Raw genomic sequence first — 15,217 nt, forward strand, 5'->3', positions numbered from 1 at the left:
CTCCATTATCGCCATTGATAATCATTTCGTCCAGCATCAAAAAGCCCGGCGAAATGTCAGGTTATAACGGTATTGCCCAGTGAGAGGATGATGTGAGAGTTTGACCGGCTGGATGCCATGAAAGCGCAGACGATCAATACCGCCCCAGACAACGACATCACCGTGTTGTAACAGATAATGCTCGGGTTTGTCTCGTCTTTGCAGTCCACCAAACAGGAAGATAGCTGGTACGCCCAATGATACTGACACGATAGGGGCGGAAAAATCCTTTTCGTCCTTGTCCTGATGCAGTCCCATCCCGGCTCTGGGTTGGTAACAGTTGATCAGACAGACATCGGGATCAAAGTCTTCAAAGCCACAACTCGCAGCGGCCCTGCTGGCCAGGGTTTTAAAAAATAGCGGCATATCAGGCCAGGCCTGTCCTGTTTCCGGATCGGTCTGCTGATAGCGGTAACCACGCCGGTCAGTGACCCAGCCACAGTCACCACAGTTGCTCAGTTGTGCTGCCATTTTAAAGCCCCTTGGCGTGGACATTTGGCGGAAAGGGGCTGCTGCCGTGATTTGCTGGATAGCCGCTAGTAGCGCCTGGTCTTCAGCTGACGCAAAACCAGGCAGGATAAAACTGTCTTCACTGATTTGCCTGATACCGGGTTCGCTCATAGTTGCTTTAGCTTTTCCCCCAGCTTGAGACCGCTGGTGAAGGCAGCCTCGACCCGGCCTTTGATACACCAGTCACCACAGGCGGCTAACTGTAGTTCGGGGTCGATGTAATAAGCGGGGAGTGTCTGTTTAGGCAGGTTGGCATAAACCCAGCGTTTCAGGTCCACAGCCTCGATTAACTGGGGATCGAGGCCGGTTACGTTAATGACACTGTCAATCAGATGCTGTTTGACCCATTCAATATCGTCATTTAGATGTGCCTGGGCCCATTTGTTTGTTGCATGAATCATCAGGCTGTGTCCCTGACGACCCGGTTTGCTGCTGTTGACAGAGATCCAGCTGATATCGGCATTTTTAACCAGTGCGGCTTCAAACGCTAATGCCGGATCTGCTTTCAGGCTCAGCATCAGGGCATAACAGGGTTTCATCTTTGCGTCTGCAACCGCTTTATAGTCGGAAAATTCGGGCGGTAACAGTGACAGCGTCTGTGGCGCAGGCAAAGTCAGGGCCACCCAGTCAAAGGGGCCGTATGATTGTCCCCGGGTATCCTGGAGTTGCCAGCTGTTATCCTGGCGCAACAGTTCGATAATTTCAGTGTTGTAATGGATGGGGTGTGACTGTGCCATCGCGCGCCCGATGGCCGCCATATCGGGTATACCGACATAATGCGGATATTCTTCATCCCACTGTCGATGAGCCTGGACAACAGGGCCATCCATCTCAACAAAACGGGCTTGCCAGTCGGCAGCATAGCCTTCAGCCATCATTTGCTGCATAAACTGTTTAAATTGCGGAGAGCGTGCGGTAAAAAACTGGGCGCCATGGTCAATCGGCTGGTCAGCGATCATTCGGCTGGCAACCCGGCCGCCGGGAGCGACTGATTTCTCAAACAGGTGGTAGTCAATGTGGCTTGGGAGCCGGCGGGCCAGTGACAAGGCGCTGATACCTGCTCCGATAATTGCAATTGATTTCATGACACGCTTTCCTTAATCAACATCGCTCGGACAGGTGAGAGTATGAAAAGTGCCGCTACTACGGCAGCTTGAGGCAGATAAAACCGCGGTTTTTATTGAGCAGTGAAGTGATAGCTACCGCTCATTGATCTGGTCCTTTTCTCACTGAATTGACCGGGCCTGCATCGCTGATGGGGTGATGTCGAGGACCGCAACGGCACCGTCACAGCTTAGGCTCTCATGCCTGCTTCGTCATTCTTTTCCACAAACGCTTAATGGCTTTGCGGCCATAGCGACGCTTGAAATTGACCTTAAAGTCATACAGATAAAAAGGTAGTCGATAACGCCAGATGAAGGTTTTTGGTTTTCGCATGCCTTGCAGATAGTGACCGACCAGGTAGTCGCGCCCGGCCCAGTGCAGCTTATGGCAAATCCGTGTCAGGTCAGAAAGACGTTGATTCAGCGGTGTGCTGTGATTGTAAAAACGGGCACGGTTAATATCGATCAGGGTAAAGCTCAGACGCTGGTCGGCCGCTTTCTTGATTAGAATATTGCCACCGGCCAGATCCCGGAAAAATACGCCATGCTCATGCATACGCAGCAGAAATGCAGCCAGTTGATGATAAGCCTCATGAGCTTCGATGCCTTCGAATTGTTCTGCGCCATCACGATAGGCGATCAGCATTTCGCGAGCAGAAAAATCATGATCAACCTGTTCACAGACAAACAGATTCTGCAGCATCGACTTGTCATTATCTTTTTCAAAGTAGGCTAATGGCTGGGCAGTTGGGATTCCCCGACGGGACAGTTCTGCGGCGGCAATCCAGCTGCGGTGGGCTTTACTGGGTTTGAAACAATCCAGAAGGCGTTTATGCGGATGCATTTTCAGCGGCTTTTTCGCGACCACAGTCTGTCCTGCCGGACCAGCAACTGTCCAGATGATATTGCGTGCTTTACGCAGTGTGGTCTCATTGGTTGCTTCAGCTAAGTGATCCGGATGCAGTTGCTCAGCCAGTGAATTGGCTTCAGCTTCATTGTCAGCGATGAGCATCCCATGCCAACCGTTGCGGTGATAGGGATAATAGTGTCCGGTAGCACGGTGCGCGTAGATTGACTCAAGCGGGTAAGGTGCTTGCAGCGGTTTGATCGTAATATTTTCGGTGAGTGGCCAACTCAGATAAATCGGCGATTCAGTGATAAACTGGGGCGTTTCATTGAAAGCGACGCCGTCGCGGTTCTCAATCCCGGCTTTGGCAATATCTGAAGTCTGATACAGGGCTTCCAGTTCACAGGCTTTGCCATTAATGGTCCAGGCGACATGAATGCGTTTTGATTCAGCCCGGAAAACATGGACTTCCAGGTTTTTTGCTGTTTTCAGGGGACCTTCGTAAACTGAGCCAGGGAGCAGGGCATTGAATTGTTTCATTGCATAAAAAGCGGGCCTCAGGCGGAAATTCGGCAAGTCGCCAAGAATGCTTTTATAGTGGGTAATGCGCTCCAGTTCAGGATAACGGCCACTGCCATCATCAATCAGTCCTTCACGCCAGCACACCATGGGCCCCCAGAATGTGCGGCGCATGGCGCCGGAGGCCGCCAGTAAGACCATGTAACGACTCAGGTAATCGGCCATTTTCTCTTCGCTGTTTTCCAGCAGGCGCTCGATGCGTGGCAGGGTCCAGAAAGCGGATGGGGACACCATTTTATCAACCCCTTTACGCGCCCCGATGCGATGCAGCAACCGGGCTTTTTTGACCAGGTTCACCTTGAGCAGGGTGGCCCACTGAAAGCCTAAAATTCGGTGATCGAAGCGCTCCGGCTCGGTTACCCGTTCACTGAACAGATTATTGGTATGGAAATCCGGCAATACGCCGTTTCTACGCAGCCGCTCCAGTACAGCAAAAGTATAGAAAGGTTCGAAGTCAGAAATATTGGGGCCGGCAATCTTGATATTACGGCCTTTGATTTCTTCATAAGCAATCTGCCAGGTGGTGAAAAAACCCTTGGTGTCATAACCGGCCCAGCGGCGACGATTGATGGTTGAGCCGACCTCAATGGTGTGGACCCGGTGGCCGTATAGGTCACAGATATTGTCGACAAACTCCCGCCATTTCTGCTGTTCGGCTTTCTGTCTCATGTTACGCGCCACTTCAAAAGGTTGGACCAGATGCAGCAGCACTTTTAGATCGGTGGTTAGCAGCTTTTCCAGCAACCGGGCGGTATCTGCATTCTCATCGCCATAACTGAAGTCAATACGGACATTTCTAACGCCCAGTTCCTGCAGCTTTTCCAGCAGATAATCATCGACGGCGGGATCAGGCGATGCCGCCACCCCGACGCCGGAAAAGTCAGCAGCTACCTTGTGTGAGTGAGGCGGGATATGACCTTTCCTGAAGCGTAAGCCGCCTTTGAGCACATGACTCAATGCATTCAGTAACAGCTTGCTGTCCATCACGGCGGGAATCGACTTTTTATTTGATTTGGCTGTTGTCTGCCCGGTCATTTTGTTATCCAGTTTTGGTGGCGTGTAGTTGCAGAAAGCGGAGAATGTCTGCTCAAAACGGGCAGTAAGCACGGAGGCTTCAGCCAGTCACGTCTAGACAGTAAAGCACAATATTTTGAATCTTTTGCTGATTGAGCTCAACTTAAACTTGGTAAGTGGGGTGCTGCTCCCTCACCACCACCATGACTGTGGCTATAACAGCGCATCACACTGCCGAGTTTGTCAGTATCGCTCAAAGCCAGCATAATCGGCCGGACAACAAAACATAATAATGATGCCGCTGACGGTACAGGAAGAGAGAAAATCATGAGTGCAGAGCTGTACGAAAAGGTGAAGCAGAACACCAAATTTCATCAACTGGTCGCCAGACGTGCCCGCTGGGCCTGGGGCCTGGCGATGGTCATACTGCTGATGTATTTTGCCTTTATCCTGCTGATTGCGTTTACTCCGCAGTGGTTGGCCGAACCGATTATGGCCGGTAGTGTTATCACCATCGGTATCCCCCTGGGACTGCTGGTCATTATTGTGGCTTTTGTGTTGACAGGCATCTACGTGCACAAGGCCAACACCGATTTCGACCGGATCAATCAGCAGATTATCAGTGAGACAGAACAATGATCGGATGGCAGGCACTGATATTCACGCTCTCTGCAGGGCTTGCATCCGCCGCTAACGCTGAGGCGATCAGTGGTGAAGTCCAGAAGCAGCCTTTAAACCTGCCGGCGATACTGATGTTTCTGTTGTTTGTCGTCGCGACGCTGATGATCACCTACTGGGCGGCAAAACGGACACGTTCAACCTCGGACTATTATGCGGCCGGGGGCGGCATTACCGGTCTGCAGAACGGGCTGGCGATTGCGGGCGATTATATGTCTGCTGCCTCGTTTCTGGGGATTTCCGGACTGGTGTTCCTCTCAGGCTATGATGGCCTGATTTATTCGATTGGTTTTTTGATAGGCTGGCCGCTGATTCTGTTCCTGATAGCAGAGCGGCTGCGAAATCTTGGCCGTTATACTTTTGCTGATGTGGCCTCTTACCGGTTGGAACAATTACCGATAAGGACGCTGTCTGCTTTCGGTGCCCTGGCGGTTGTAATTCTGTATCTGATTGCTCAGATGGTTGGTGCCGGGAAATTGATTCAGATTCTGTTCGGCCTGCCTTATGAACTGGCGGTAGTCATCGTCGGTGTGCTGATGATGCTGTACGTCACCTTTGGCGGCATGATTGCGACAACCTGGGTGCAGATCATCAAAGCAGTGCTATTGCTGTCAGGTGCAACCTTTATTGCCCTGATGGTGCTCAATCATGTTGATTTCGATTTGGAGCAGCTGTTTCGCCAGGCGATTGCCGTGCATGAGAAGGGAGAGGCGATCATGGGACCGGGGGGACTGGTCTCTGATCCGGTCTCAGCTATTTCCCTGGGCGTCGCGCTTATTTTCGGCACGGCGGGCCTGCCTCACATTCTGATGCGTTTCTTCACTGTGGCTGATGCCAAGCAGGCGCGGCGCTCGGTGTTTTTTGCCACCGGTTTTATCGGCTACTTTTACATGCTGACTTTCATTATCGGTTTCGGCGCGATTGTATTGATTTCCACCAATCCCGACTTTCTCAATGCCGATGGCGGGCTTATCGGCGGTAACAATATGGCGGCGATCCATCTGTCACAGGCCGTCGGTGGTGATATTTTTCTCGGTTTTATTTCTGCTGTCGCTTTCGCGACTATCCTGGCGGTGGTCTCCGGCTTGACCCTGGCAGGCGCTTCGGCGATTTCGCATGATCTTTATGCCAGTGTTATCAAAAAAGGACAGGCTTCCAGCGACAGGGAAATCAGCGTGTCGCGGATAGCAACTATCGTGCTGGGAATGGTGGCGATCGTACTGGGTATTCTGTTTGAGAGACAGAATGTCGCTTTCATGGTCGGTCTGGCTTTTGCTATTGCGGCCAGTGCCAATTTCCCGATTCTGATTCTATCGATGTACTGGCACAGGTTAACCACGCGCGGTGCGCTGGTGGGCGGCTTTGCCGGATTGGCGACCGCGATTGTACTGGTCATTCTGGGCCCGATTGTCTGGGTTGATATCCTGGGACATGCTCAGGCGGTTTTCCCGTACAAATACCCGGCGCTGTTTTCAGTGCTGACGGCATTTGTTCTTATCTGGCTGTTTTCAGTCACCGATAACAGTGAGCGGGGAAGAAAAGAGCAGGCATTGTTTGAGCATCAGTTCATTCGCTCACAAACCGGTATCGGCGCTCATGGCGCCAATAACGAACACTAGAGTGGAGCGGGTGATGGGAATCGAACCCACATCATCAGCTTGGAAGGCTGAGGTTCTACCATTGAACTACACCCGCCGGATTCCTGCCTGAGACCCGGACTTCTGCTTATTGTTCCCCGAGCATCGGGTCATTACAGCCTTTGCCGGTGTGCATGCCCATCAACATTGTTCTACGTTGCTCTGCGGCTTTGAGGCGCTCTTCGGCCGATTGCTTATTATTGTTGACCACCGCATTAGCCCCGGTGGTCGCCACGGCGGCACCGGCACCGCCACCGAGCAGTCCCGCGAAATGGCCAGCAACACTGGCACCGATACCAGCCAGATTACTGGCGGATTGGCTCGATTTAGCCTCTGCCATGACGTTTTCCATCGCTGTGATCTCGGCATTGATTTCATCACAGTTCATCTGACTGTCGCCGGGCTGGCTGACATGAATAATGGTATCTGTGTTGGCAAAAACACTCATGCTGAGCAGGCTGATAACCAGTAAAGCTGATGATCTCATTATTTTCACTTCTCTTCTCCTCGCAGATGGTGACCCTAACTGTAAATGTAAAAGAAATGTGAATTAGATCAAGTTTTTTGTGGTTTTAAAGGGAAGGGGGCTGCTGGTTGGTAGAGGAAAAGGCTGTTTGCTCAGACTCCAGTTGCTGTGAGGTCAGCATGGTTTGAAGGCTGAGTACCATGTTGCTCAATCTGCTGGTGGCAAACTTCAGATCGTCTACTTCTTCCTGCAGTGCCCGTATTTTGTCGCTCATTTTCATTGTTTAACACCAAGATAACCTGACCATAGCTTCAGCTACTGCGGCGGAAATTTATGTGAAAAAACAGGGCTTGATGTGACAATTCATATAAGCAAGCTTAGTGGCCTTGGGAAACTCTGTTTCGACCGCTATTTTTTGATTCATACAAGGCGTTATCCGCTCTTCTCATAAAGTCTATCAGGGACTCGTCTCTGTGCAGTTCCACGACACCAAAACTGGCACTGACCTCAAGTGCTTCCGGCACTAACTCCATCTGAATAACGTTTCGTAATTTTTCAGACACCGACAGAGCATGGGCAATGGGCGTATTCGGCAACAACAGGGCAAACTCATCGCCACCCCAGCGCGAAGCCAAATCAATCTGTCGCAGGTTGCTACGTAAAATTTCTCCCATGCGGATGAGCACGCTGTCACCGGTCGGGTGGCCATACTGATCGTTAATTTGTTTGAACTTATCCAGATCCATCACGATGAGTGAGAGTGGCTCACTGAAACGTTGGGCACGGGCAATTTCACTTTCCAGGCGCTGCTCAAAACTGAAACGATTGGAGAGTGAAGTCAGATAATCAATACTGGCATTACGCTCAGCTTCGGCGGCTTTTTCTGACAATTCCTTATTGAGTCTTGTCAGATCATGAGTTCGAGCATCAATGATGTTCTGCAGACTTTGCTTCTCGTAGGTGTTTAATTCATCCAGGTGTTTAAGTGCGTCGATGTCCTGGTGGGCGCCGATCATTCTCAGCACGTTACCGTCACTATCCTTATTTACTATTAGCCCCGTGTCCTTTATCCACAATGGTCTGCCGGAGCTGGTCATACAACGATATTCTATTTCATAGCTGTCAGAACCACCGCTGATGTATTGCTCAAAATGGTGCATGACACGCGGGTAGTCATCAGGATGAATCACACGTTCCCAGGTGAAGACGTTATTTTCCAGGGAATGTGGATTGTAACCCAGCATTTTGTACCAGCCCGGACTGCGGTACACATAACCGGTATCAGCATGCCAGAACCAGATGCCGTCACTGACGATCTCCAGAAGGGCTTCAATGGCAATGGGATCGAATAAGGGGAGGTTAGATCTCACGGGACACCCTTTTTTTGTGACGCAGTTCTAATATGAGCACAGCTAAATAGGGTTTGTAAATATGGATTTTAATGTTTAGCTTTTAAGTCGACTCAATTTGACCGGTTTCGGTAGTCAGCATGAAAACAGACTGATGACTTATTCAGGATTGACTGAATGGATTCAGTCAATAAATAGCGACAGTAAAGACAAACAGCTAAAGCAACTCACCAACACCATTGATATCGTTAAATGGAAGAAAAAGCGGCATCAAGGTCTGGATGTAAAAGGCGGCTGCATTATGGTTTTTGAGTCAATGAATCTAATTTATTGCCACAAATCATCCAGCTGTTTGAAATTCCATTGGGAGGGATCTTCTGGTCCCTCGATGGATTCTCTACAGCTTGCCTGGGCTAAATCGATTGTATGCATTGGGATGGGCGCCCTGGCGCGCAAAGAAAAAAATACCCTGACTTTGGGCTTTACCAGGGATTCTGAGCCAGGCTCAATCACTACGGCTAACTTCTGTGATGAGAGCCTCACCAGTGACCCTACCGGGTAGATGCCAACAGATTTTACAAATGCTTCGAAAATAGGTTTGTCGAAATGCCCTTCCCAGCTTGCCATTCTTCGAATCGTTTCGGCAGGATCCCATGGTTTTTTGTAGGCTCGTTCTGAGGTGACAGCATCATACACATCGCAAATGGCACCCATTCGCGCTAACAGTGAAATATCATCATTCTGGAGTCGGTTTGGATAGCCCATACCATTTATTTTTTCGTGGTGGTGTAATGCGATATCCACCACTTCAGACTCAGCGCCGGAGAGCCTCAATAACTCTGCACCAGCCTGGGGATGTTGTTTCATGATGTCGTATTCAGCGTCCGTCAGCTTGCCAGGTTTATTTAATACGTCCAGAGGCATTAATGCTTTACCGATATCGTGCATTAAGCCACCTATGCCGGCGAGTCGTATCTGACTTTCTTCAAGGTTGAGCTGATGAGCCAGTGCTATCATCAAGGCACTGACTGCCACTGAGTGCATGTAGGTATAATCATCGTGTGTTTTGAGGCGGGCTACACTCAGAATTGCGGCTGAATTACGCTGTACCATTGCATTGATTTCATCAACCAGGGGCAGAACCTGTGTTGTATTGATTGCTTTTCCAAGCCGCGCATCGCTGTACATTGCCAACACTTGGGTTTTGGCTTCACTACAGAATTTGCGTGCCCGCTCTATCTCCGCTTCCATCGAAGCGGGTGGGCGGGACTTTTCCTTAGTTGTCTCTTTCGCAGGCGGATTCTCTGCAGCTTGTGCTATCTCCGGCTTGCTTTGCGTATTTTGGGGTTGAGTGGTGTTTTCTTCTAAGGTTGCTCCTTTTTGTTCATCAATCCATACCTCTTTGATCCCAGCCTGTCGAATACGTTTTATATCTTCCGGGTCTGTCAGAAGAAAACTGCTACGCCAGAAAGGATGTTTTATCCATGAACCACCTAATTTCTGGATATACATACCCAATTTGAGATCAGAAGATGAAATTCGCCGTGACAATTTTGAATCAACCTAGCATTTTGTTTTAAATACAAGGTATTAGTATGAACGTGAAAACAATGTATTGAAATAGCAGCAATCAATGAAATTCAAGTCCCTGACATTAGATTTTTCGCAGGCAATCTCAAACCTGTTCACCGCTGTCTTCAGCCATTCAGAGGGGACTGATGAGGGGCGCTTGATTGGTGAGCTAGCCAGTGCACTAGCTACTGCAATTGATGACGACAATATCCTTTGTTACGGGGCACTCAGTGACGACAAAGTCCTTGCCGCTGCGTTCTACACCCGCTTGTCTTACAGGACATCATCGAATGTTTTCATGCTTGCCCCTGTCGCCGTCATTACCGAACATCAAGGTGAGGGCATTGGGCAGCAACTCATTCACTTCGGACTCAATCAAATCAAGCAGTATGGTGTGGATTATGTTGTTACCTACGGCGACCCGGATTACTACCGGAGAGTGGGGTTTAGCGGTATTTCAGAGGACGCGGTGAGAGCGCCGTTCAAGCTCTCGATGCCAGAAGGCTGGCTGGGCCAATCACTGACAGGCAAGCCAGTTTCATTGGGCACTGAGCGACCTCGCTGTGTTGAGCAGTTCAACAAGGCCGCTTATTGGTAGTGCGCAGGTTTTGCGGAGTGGTCGTTGATTAATCGCCACACAGCTGTCGGTGATGGGACCTCAGTCAAAAATATCTTCCAAGACCAGCTTAAATCACAACAGATCATGCGCCGCCTGCCAGCCTGCTCACAGGTTTTTGTCGGTGACGGCGCCTTCAGAGGCAGAAGAGACCGTTTTGGCATATTTCGCCAGCACGCCGCGTGTGTAACGTGGTGGAACAGGCTGCCAGGCTTCGCGTCGTTGTTGAATTTCTTCATCGCTCAGGTGAAGTTGCATGATGGCGTTTTCGGCGTCTATTGTTATTTCATCACCATTTTCAACCAGTGCAATCGGGCCGCCATCAAAAGCTTCGGGGGTAATGTGGCCAACGACAAAACCGTGGCTGCCGCCAGAGAACCGCCCGTCAGTAATCAGGGCTACATCGTTACCCAGGCCTTTGCCAATAACGGCAGAAGTGGGGCTGAGCATTTCCCGCATGCCCGGCCCGCCTTTGGGACCTTCATAACGGATGACGATGACATCACCTTTCACCACGGTGCCATTGAGAATATCCCGCTGTGCCTCTTCCTCTGAGTGGAACACCCGGGCTTTACCGGTAAACCGTAAGCCTTCTTTACCGCTAATTTTAGCCACAGCCCCTTCAGGCGCTAGATTGCCCTTGAGAATGACTAAATGGCTGTCTTTTTTAATGGGCTGGTCAAACGGGCGGATAATATTTTGATTGGCAGGGTAGGGGGCGACACCGGCCAGGTTCTCTGCCAGGGTTTTGCCGGTCACTGTCAGACAATCGCCATGCAGCAGTCCGCGGTCTAACAGGCTTTTCATCAATGGCTGAATGCCACCGATAGCGATGAGTTCCGACATCATGTATTTGCCGCTGGGACGCAAGTCAGCCAATACCGGCACACGGCGGCCAATACGGTCAAAATCATCCAGGCTAAGTTCCACATCCACGGCATGGGCCATCGCTAACAGATGCAGAACAGCATTGGTCGAGCCACCCAGTGCGATTAATGCGGTAATCGCATTCTCAAAGGCCTGCCGGGTCATGATGTCGGTGGGTTTGATGTCCTGTTCCAGCAATGCCATAACGGCAGCGCCGGCCCGGCGGCAGTCCTCGGCTTTTGAAGGAGAGACCGCTTCCTGCGCAGAACTGTTGGGCAAACTCATCCCCAGGGCCTCAATCGCTGAAGCCATGGTATTGGCTGTGTACATGCCACCGCAGGAACCGGCGCCGGGAATCGCCGTTTCTTCGATCTGTTTTAATTCCGCCGCTGACATATCGCCGCGTGCGTGTTTTCCCACGGCCTCGAACACCGAAACAATATCAGTGTGGTTTGCGCCGGGCTGGATGGTGCCACCGTAGACAAAGACCGAAGGGCGGTTTAGGCGGGCAAGGCCGATCAGGCAGCCGGGCATGTTTTTATCGCAGCCACCAATGGCGACCAGTCCATCAAATCCCTCACAGCCGGCAACGGTCTCGATTGAGTCGGCAATGACTTCACGTGACACCAAAGAATATTTCATGCCAATGGTGCCATTAGCAATGCCATCAGAGATGGTGATGGTGTTAAAAATAACCCCTTTAGCGCCTGCTTCGTCAGCACCCTCACAGGCAAAATCAGCCAGTTTGTTGATATGCATATTGCAGGGCGTGACCATGCTCCAGGTGGAGGCGATGCCAATCTGAGGCTTTTGAAAATCAGCATCATTGAAACCAACCGCCCGTAACATCGCTCTGGCCGGTGCTTTACCGGTTCCATCTACGACTGGGGATGAATGTTTTCGCTTATCTGTCATGGCCTGAACTCACCGCGTTATGAATTTATGAGCACTTTAACATCCAAGTCGAACTGAACCTCTTTGATGATGTAATTCGATATGGATATATCAATAGTCTGAACCCAGAAATTACATCACCGAAAGGATAAAGCCCAGATCACAAGGCTTTCTATTTACATAGACCAGCCAGGCTCCGCTCCCTGGGTTTAGAATTCGTCGCTGGGAAACAGCCCTGTTATAATGCCCGACCATTGTCCCCGTAGCTCAGCTGGATAGAGCGTCCCCCTCCTAAGGGGAAGGTCGCAGGTTCGACTCCTGCCGGGGACGCCACATCGACGCGGCCATCCGCTTTGAACGTTACAAACTTTCAAACTCAACTGTATTTATTTTCACCTGAGATCTTCATTTCATCATCTGTTGCCGATAGGCTCTGGGTGAGTACAGATAGCGTGCTTTAAAGACGCGACTGAAATGTGAGAAGTTTTTAAAACCACACCTGAAGGCAATATCAGTGACACTCAGGTGGGAGAAAAAGGCGTTGCTAAGGTAGTGTTGGCTGCGTTCCAGTCGCTTTTCGGTTAAGAATCTCATCACCGACGTGTTTTGGTGATGAAACAGTTCATTGATGTAACGGATTGATAGCTTCACCCCCTGCGAGATCTCCTCGGCATTGAGATTTTCATTATCAAGGTGAGTCTGAATATATTGTTTGATACGAAACAGTGACAGTGCCTTTAGCGTGGAAATATTGCTGTGCAGACCGCCACTTTCTATCAGACTCTCTTTTACTATCTCCAGAATCGGCTGGGAGAAAGCTTCAAATGTATTTTTGTCCATCCAGTGAAGGTGCTGACAGAGCTGCTGTAACGTGTTGATGTTGTCACGATGGTGGTGACTGGAAAGGTGTGTCGCGGTGAGTTGGTCGATGTTTTGAAACTCTTTTTCGAACTGGGCTCTTGGAATCGAGATGATGAGTTTGGAAAAGGGCTCCGGAATGCTGATTTTGTGGGGCTCGGTCGCATCGTAAATCGTCATATCCCCCGGCCGCAGAAAAGCCTCACGGCCACCTTGTTCCAGCTTATAGCTGCCTGCCAGTAGCAGCACAGCAAAATAGGCATCCTGGGAAATAGTCGTGGGTTCAGACGGCAAGCGTTCCAATTGAATCGGGTTGGAGCGAATAGGAGAAAAACGCAGACCACTGAGTAAGGGATAGATCTGCATGTCGTTGAATAACCTGACCTGCCTCGGGGGCTTGACCTCGACATTCGCATATTCTTTACCGATGATCTCACGCAACCACTCCTGCCGGTATCTTTCAGGTTGCGTTTCAGTGTTGAAGCGACAGCCATTCAGGCGTTTCAAACTCGCCGTAATAGGATCGTTCTGCGCCATTATTCACACCTGTTTCAGCATTGCTTGACTGGATCAACATAACACCGACTGGGAAAAGTCTCATCCATTTTGACTCGGCATAATCCATCAAAAAACAATGGAGAGAGCGATGCAGAGTCAAGAGTTTAATGGACACCTGGTGTTATTGCGAGGCGCATGCCTGTGGATCCTGATGGCGTTGATACTCGCCTGGTGCATGGTGGGTATCTACAACGATGTGCCTTTATTCAGAACCGTTTTTGAAGGAGAGTTTAAGCGCGTACTTCAGGCACATCTGGATTTTCTGATAATGAGCGCACTCATTCTTGGATTCTATGCGACAAAAGTCAGTCTGCCCTGGCATGTCAGATGGGCAATGGTCGTGGGGGCTTTTACTAACTCAAGTTTATTCATGATTCAGGCCGTTTTCCCAACGACCGACCCGGAGTCAGTGACTTATGTCACTTCAGGTTTCTGGGCCAGTCTGTTCAATATCTATCTCTACAGCAGCCTGATTATGACCAGTTATGGTTTTGGCAAAGGCGCTGTTCTGGTGCTCAAGTCCACATTCAGGCATCCCAATACTGAGACAGCCGAGACGCCTTAAGGCTAGACAAGCCTGAAGTCAATCTGATGTCACTGAGCTTTCAGTCTCCGCATATTTTGTTACTGGTGCCCCTGGCTGCATTGCCCTGGCTCGTCATCAACACTGAAAAAGTGGTGACCTGGGATAGATTCATACCCCATGACCCTTTATCCAGTGTGATTGACCGAAGCCTCAAAATACTCGGGTCTGTTGTGATTGTGAGCCTGATTGTGGCTTTATCGGGGCCTTATTTACCTGAATATGAGACAGAACAGATTGCCACGGGAGCAGAATTTGTCATTCTGCTCGACAGAAGCAGGAGTATGGATGAGCCATTTGCTGTGGAAAACAGTGCACAGAAGGTGAACCGCGATCTGACTAAAAGCAAGCGTGCTGCGGCAGTAAGACATTTGACAGCGTTTATGCAATCCAGGCCCGAAGAGCGATGGGGCTTTGTGATGTTCAGTAATAAAGTGATGCCTTTATTGCCACTGACACAGAATAAACAGGCCGTGCTGGCGACAATAGAGGCAAGTGGTCTGGGAAAGGGGATGTCAGAGACAAACTTAGCTCAGTCATTGCGCCAGGCGGCAGACTATTTTGAAGAGCAGACATACAGGGGAAGTCGTGTTGTGCTGCTGGTGTCGGATGGCGGCGAAACGTTTCCAGAACGGGCGCAACAACAAATCAGTGAGGTTTTTCAGAAACACCGACTGTCGCTGTATTGGATTTATCTGAAGTCGATGGATGAATTTTCTCTGGAGGAAACAACTGACGAACCCATGTCATGGCGTGAATTGCCAGAAAGAAAACTGCATCAGTTTTTCTCTGGCATGCCGATTCCATACAAGGTTTTTGAGGCCGATAATGAGGCTGAGTTTTCACAGGCCATCCTGGAAATTCACCAACAGCAATCAGAAAATATCCGGGTTCAGCGAACGCAGCCAAAACAAGCCAAGGCGAATGTCTTTCTGGGGATCGCACTACTCACCTTGCTGCCGCTCGTTATCGTGAGACTGTATTCCTGGTATGGCATGAGAGCAGTCAGTCGCTGATGCAATGAAGGTGGCAAAGCCGATTCAGCGC

14 protein-coding genes and 2 tRNA genes are annotated in these 15,217 nt (G+C 50.1%); 6 read left to right on the plus strand and 10 right to left on the minus strand.

Translation table 11 applies throughout. The features are described 5' to 3' along the window. Positions 1–36: 36 nt before the first annotated feature. From alkB to OMQ46_RS14515, 3 genes are all read right to left on the minus strand, one after another. Positions 37–660 (minus strand): DNA oxidative demethylase AlkB, encoded by a 624-nt coding sequence (gene alkB / locus OMQ46_RS14505; RefSeq protein WP_266238033.1) that lies wholly within the window; start codon positions 658–660, stop codon positions 37–39. Beyond that, positions 657–1,634, minus strand: coding sequence for an NAD(P)/FAD-dependent oxidoreductase (locus tag OMQ46_RS14510; protein WP_266238036.1), 978 nt, complete (start codon positions 1,632–1,634; stop codon positions 657–659). Before OMQ46_RS14510 ends, alkB begins: the two co-directional genes overlap by 4 nt. 217 nt (positions 1,635–1,851) lie before the next feature. Beyond that, positions 1,852–4,185, minus strand: a complete 2,334-nt coding sequence (locus tag OMQ46_RS14515) for a lipopolysaccharide kinase InaA family protein (RefSeq protein ID WP_266238038.1) — start codon at positions 4,183–4,185, stop codon at positions 1,852–1,854. 234 nt (positions 4,186–4,419) lie between these two features. Between OMQ46_RS14515 and OMQ46_RS14520 the strand changes: the two genes are divergently transcribed. Next, positions 4,420–4,731, plus strand: coding sequence for a DUF485 domain-containing protein (locus tag OMQ46_RS14520; RefSeq protein WP_266238041.1), 312 nt, complete (start codon positions 4,420–4,422; stop codon positions 4,729–4,731). Then, complete coding sequence (locus OMQ46_RS14525; protein WP_266238044.1) at positions 4,728–6,389, plus strand: cation acetate symporter; 1,662 nt, start codon at positions 4,728–4,730, stop codon at positions 6,387–6,389. Before OMQ46_RS14520 ends, OMQ46_RS14525 begins: the two co-directional genes overlap by 4 nt. A 2-nt stretch (positions 6,390–6,391) precedes the next feature. On the opposite strand, the gene OMQ46_RS14530 is transcribed toward OMQ46_RS14525, so the two are convergent. From OMQ46_RS14530 to OMQ46_RS14550, 5 genes are all read right to left on the minus strand, one after another. Beyond that, positions 6,392–6,465 (minus strand) — tRNA-Gly (locus OMQ46_RS14530). A 30-nt stretch (positions 6,466–6,495) separates the two neighbouring features. Then, complete coding sequence (locus OMQ46_RS14535; RefSeq protein ID WP_266238046.1) at positions 6,496–6,903, minus strand: hypothetical protein; 408 nt, start codon at positions 6,901–6,903, stop codon at positions 6,496–6,498. Positions 6,904–6,979: 76 nt separating this feature from the next. Beyond that, the gene (locus OMQ46_RS14540) at positions 6,980–7,147 is read right to left on the minus strand and encodes a hypothetical protein (RefSeq protein WP_266238049.1); all 168 of its coding nucleotides are present in this window, start codon (positions 7,145–7,147) and stop codon (positions 6,980–6,982) included. Positions 7,148–7,250: 103 nt separating this feature from the next. Next, complete coding sequence (locus tag OMQ46_RS14545) at positions 7,251–8,243, minus strand: sensor domain-containing diguanylate cyclase (protein ID WP_266238051.1); 993 nt, start codon at positions 8,241–8,243, stop codon at positions 7,251–7,253. 306 nt (positions 8,244–8,549) lie between these two features. Continuing rightward, positions 8,550–9,773 (minus strand): HD-GYP domain-containing protein, encoded by a 1,224-nt coding sequence (locus tag OMQ46_RS14550; RefSeq protein ID WP_266238054.1) that lies wholly within the window; start codon positions 9,771–9,773, stop codon positions 8,550–8,552. A gap of 82 nt (positions 9,774–9,855) precedes the next feature. On the opposite strand from OMQ46_RS14550, the gene OMQ46_RS14555 reads away from it, so the two are divergent. Next, positions 9,856–10,392: a GNAT family N-acetyltransferase gene (locus tag OMQ46_RS14555; protein WP_266238056.1), complete on the plus strand. Its 537-nt coding sequence runs from the start codon at positions 9,856–9,858 to the stop codon at positions 10,390–10,392. A 126-nt stretch (positions 10,393–10,518) separates the two neighbouring features. Here the strand turns inward: OMQ46_RS14555 and ilvD are convergent, their stop codons facing one another. Further along, complete coding sequence (gene ilvD / locus OMQ46_RS14560) at positions 10,519–12,192, minus strand: dihydroxy-acid dehydratase (protein ID WP_266238059.1); 1,674 nt, start codon at positions 12,190–12,192, stop codon at positions 10,519–10,521. A gap of 235 nt (positions 12,193–12,427) precedes the next feature. Here ilvD and OMQ46_RS14565 point away from each other — a divergent pair. Further along, positions 12,428–12,504 (plus strand) — tRNA-Arg (locus tag OMQ46_RS14565). 72 nt (positions 12,505–12,576) lie between these two features. On the opposite strand, the gene OMQ46_RS14570 is transcribed toward OMQ46_RS14565, so the two are convergent. Beyond that, positions 12,577–13,566 carry a helix-turn-helix domain-containing protein gene (locus tag OMQ46_RS14570; RefSeq protein ID WP_266238062.1) on the minus strand — a complete coding sequence of 330 codons (990 nt, stop codon included), beginning with the start codon at positions 13,564–13,566 and terminating at the stop codon, positions 12,577–12,579. Positions 13,567–13,675: 109 nt separating this feature from the next. On the opposite strand from OMQ46_RS14570, the gene OMQ46_RS14575 reads away from it, so the two are divergent. Together OMQ46_RS14575 and OMQ46_RS14580 are read left to right on the plus strand one after the other, a co-directional pair. Then, on the plus strand, positions 13,676–14,152 hold the full coding sequence (locus OMQ46_RS14575; RefSeq protein WP_266238065.1) for a hypothetical protein: 477 nt from the start codon (positions 13,676–13,678) through the stop codon (positions 14,150–14,152). A gap of 26 nt (positions 14,153–14,178) precedes the next feature. Further along, positions 14,179–15,186 carry a vWA domain-containing protein gene (locus OMQ46_RS14580; RefSeq protein WP_266238068.1) on the plus strand — a complete coding sequence of 336 codons (1,008 nt, stop codon included), beginning with the start codon at positions 14,179–14,181 and terminating at the stop codon, positions 15,184–15,186. The last annotated feature ends 31 nt before the right edge of the window (positions 15,187–15,217 follow it).

Source organism: Methylophaga sp. OBS1 (assembly GCF_026319365.1).

Coding starts and splice junctions, on each gene's coding strand:
- OMQ46_RS14525 (WP_266238044.1), top strand. CDS start 4,728: ATGATCGGATGGCAGGCACTGATATTCACGCTCTCTGCAGGGCTTGCA.
- alkB (WP_266238033.1), bottom strand. CDS start 660: ATGAGCGAACCCGGTATCAGGCAAATCAGTGAAGACAGTTTTATCCTG.
- OMQ46_RS14540 (WP_266238049.1), bottom strand. CDS start 7,147: ATGAGCGACAAAATACGGGCACTGCAGGAAGAAGTAGACGATCTGAAG.
- OMQ46_RS14520 (WP_266238041.1), top strand. CDS start 4,420: ATGAGTGCAGAGCTGTACGAAAAGGTGAAGCAGAACACCAAATTTCAT.
- OMQ46_RS14580 (WP_266238068.1), top strand. CDS start 14,179: ATGTCACTGAGCTTTCAGTCTCCGCATATTTTGTTACTGGTGCCCCTG.
- OMQ46_RS14575 (WP_266238065.1), top strand. CDS start 13,676: ATGCAGAGTCAAGAGTTTAATGGACACCTGGTGTTATTGCGAGGCGCA.
- OMQ46_RS14570 (WP_266238062.1), bottom strand. CDS start 13,566: ATGGCGCAGAACGATCCTATTACGGCGAGTTTGAAACGCCTGAATGGC.
- OMQ46_RS14555 (WP_266238056.1), top strand. CDS start 9,856: ATGAAATTCAAGTCCCTGACATTAGATTTTTCGCAGGCAATCTCAAAC.
- OMQ46_RS14510 (WP_266238036.1), bottom strand. CDS start 1,634: ATGAAATCAATTGCAATTATCGGAGCAGGTATCAGCGCCTTGTCACTG.
- ilvD (WP_266238059.1), bottom strand. CDS start 12,192: ATGACAGATAAGCGAAAACATTCATCCCCAGTCGTAGATGGAACCGGT.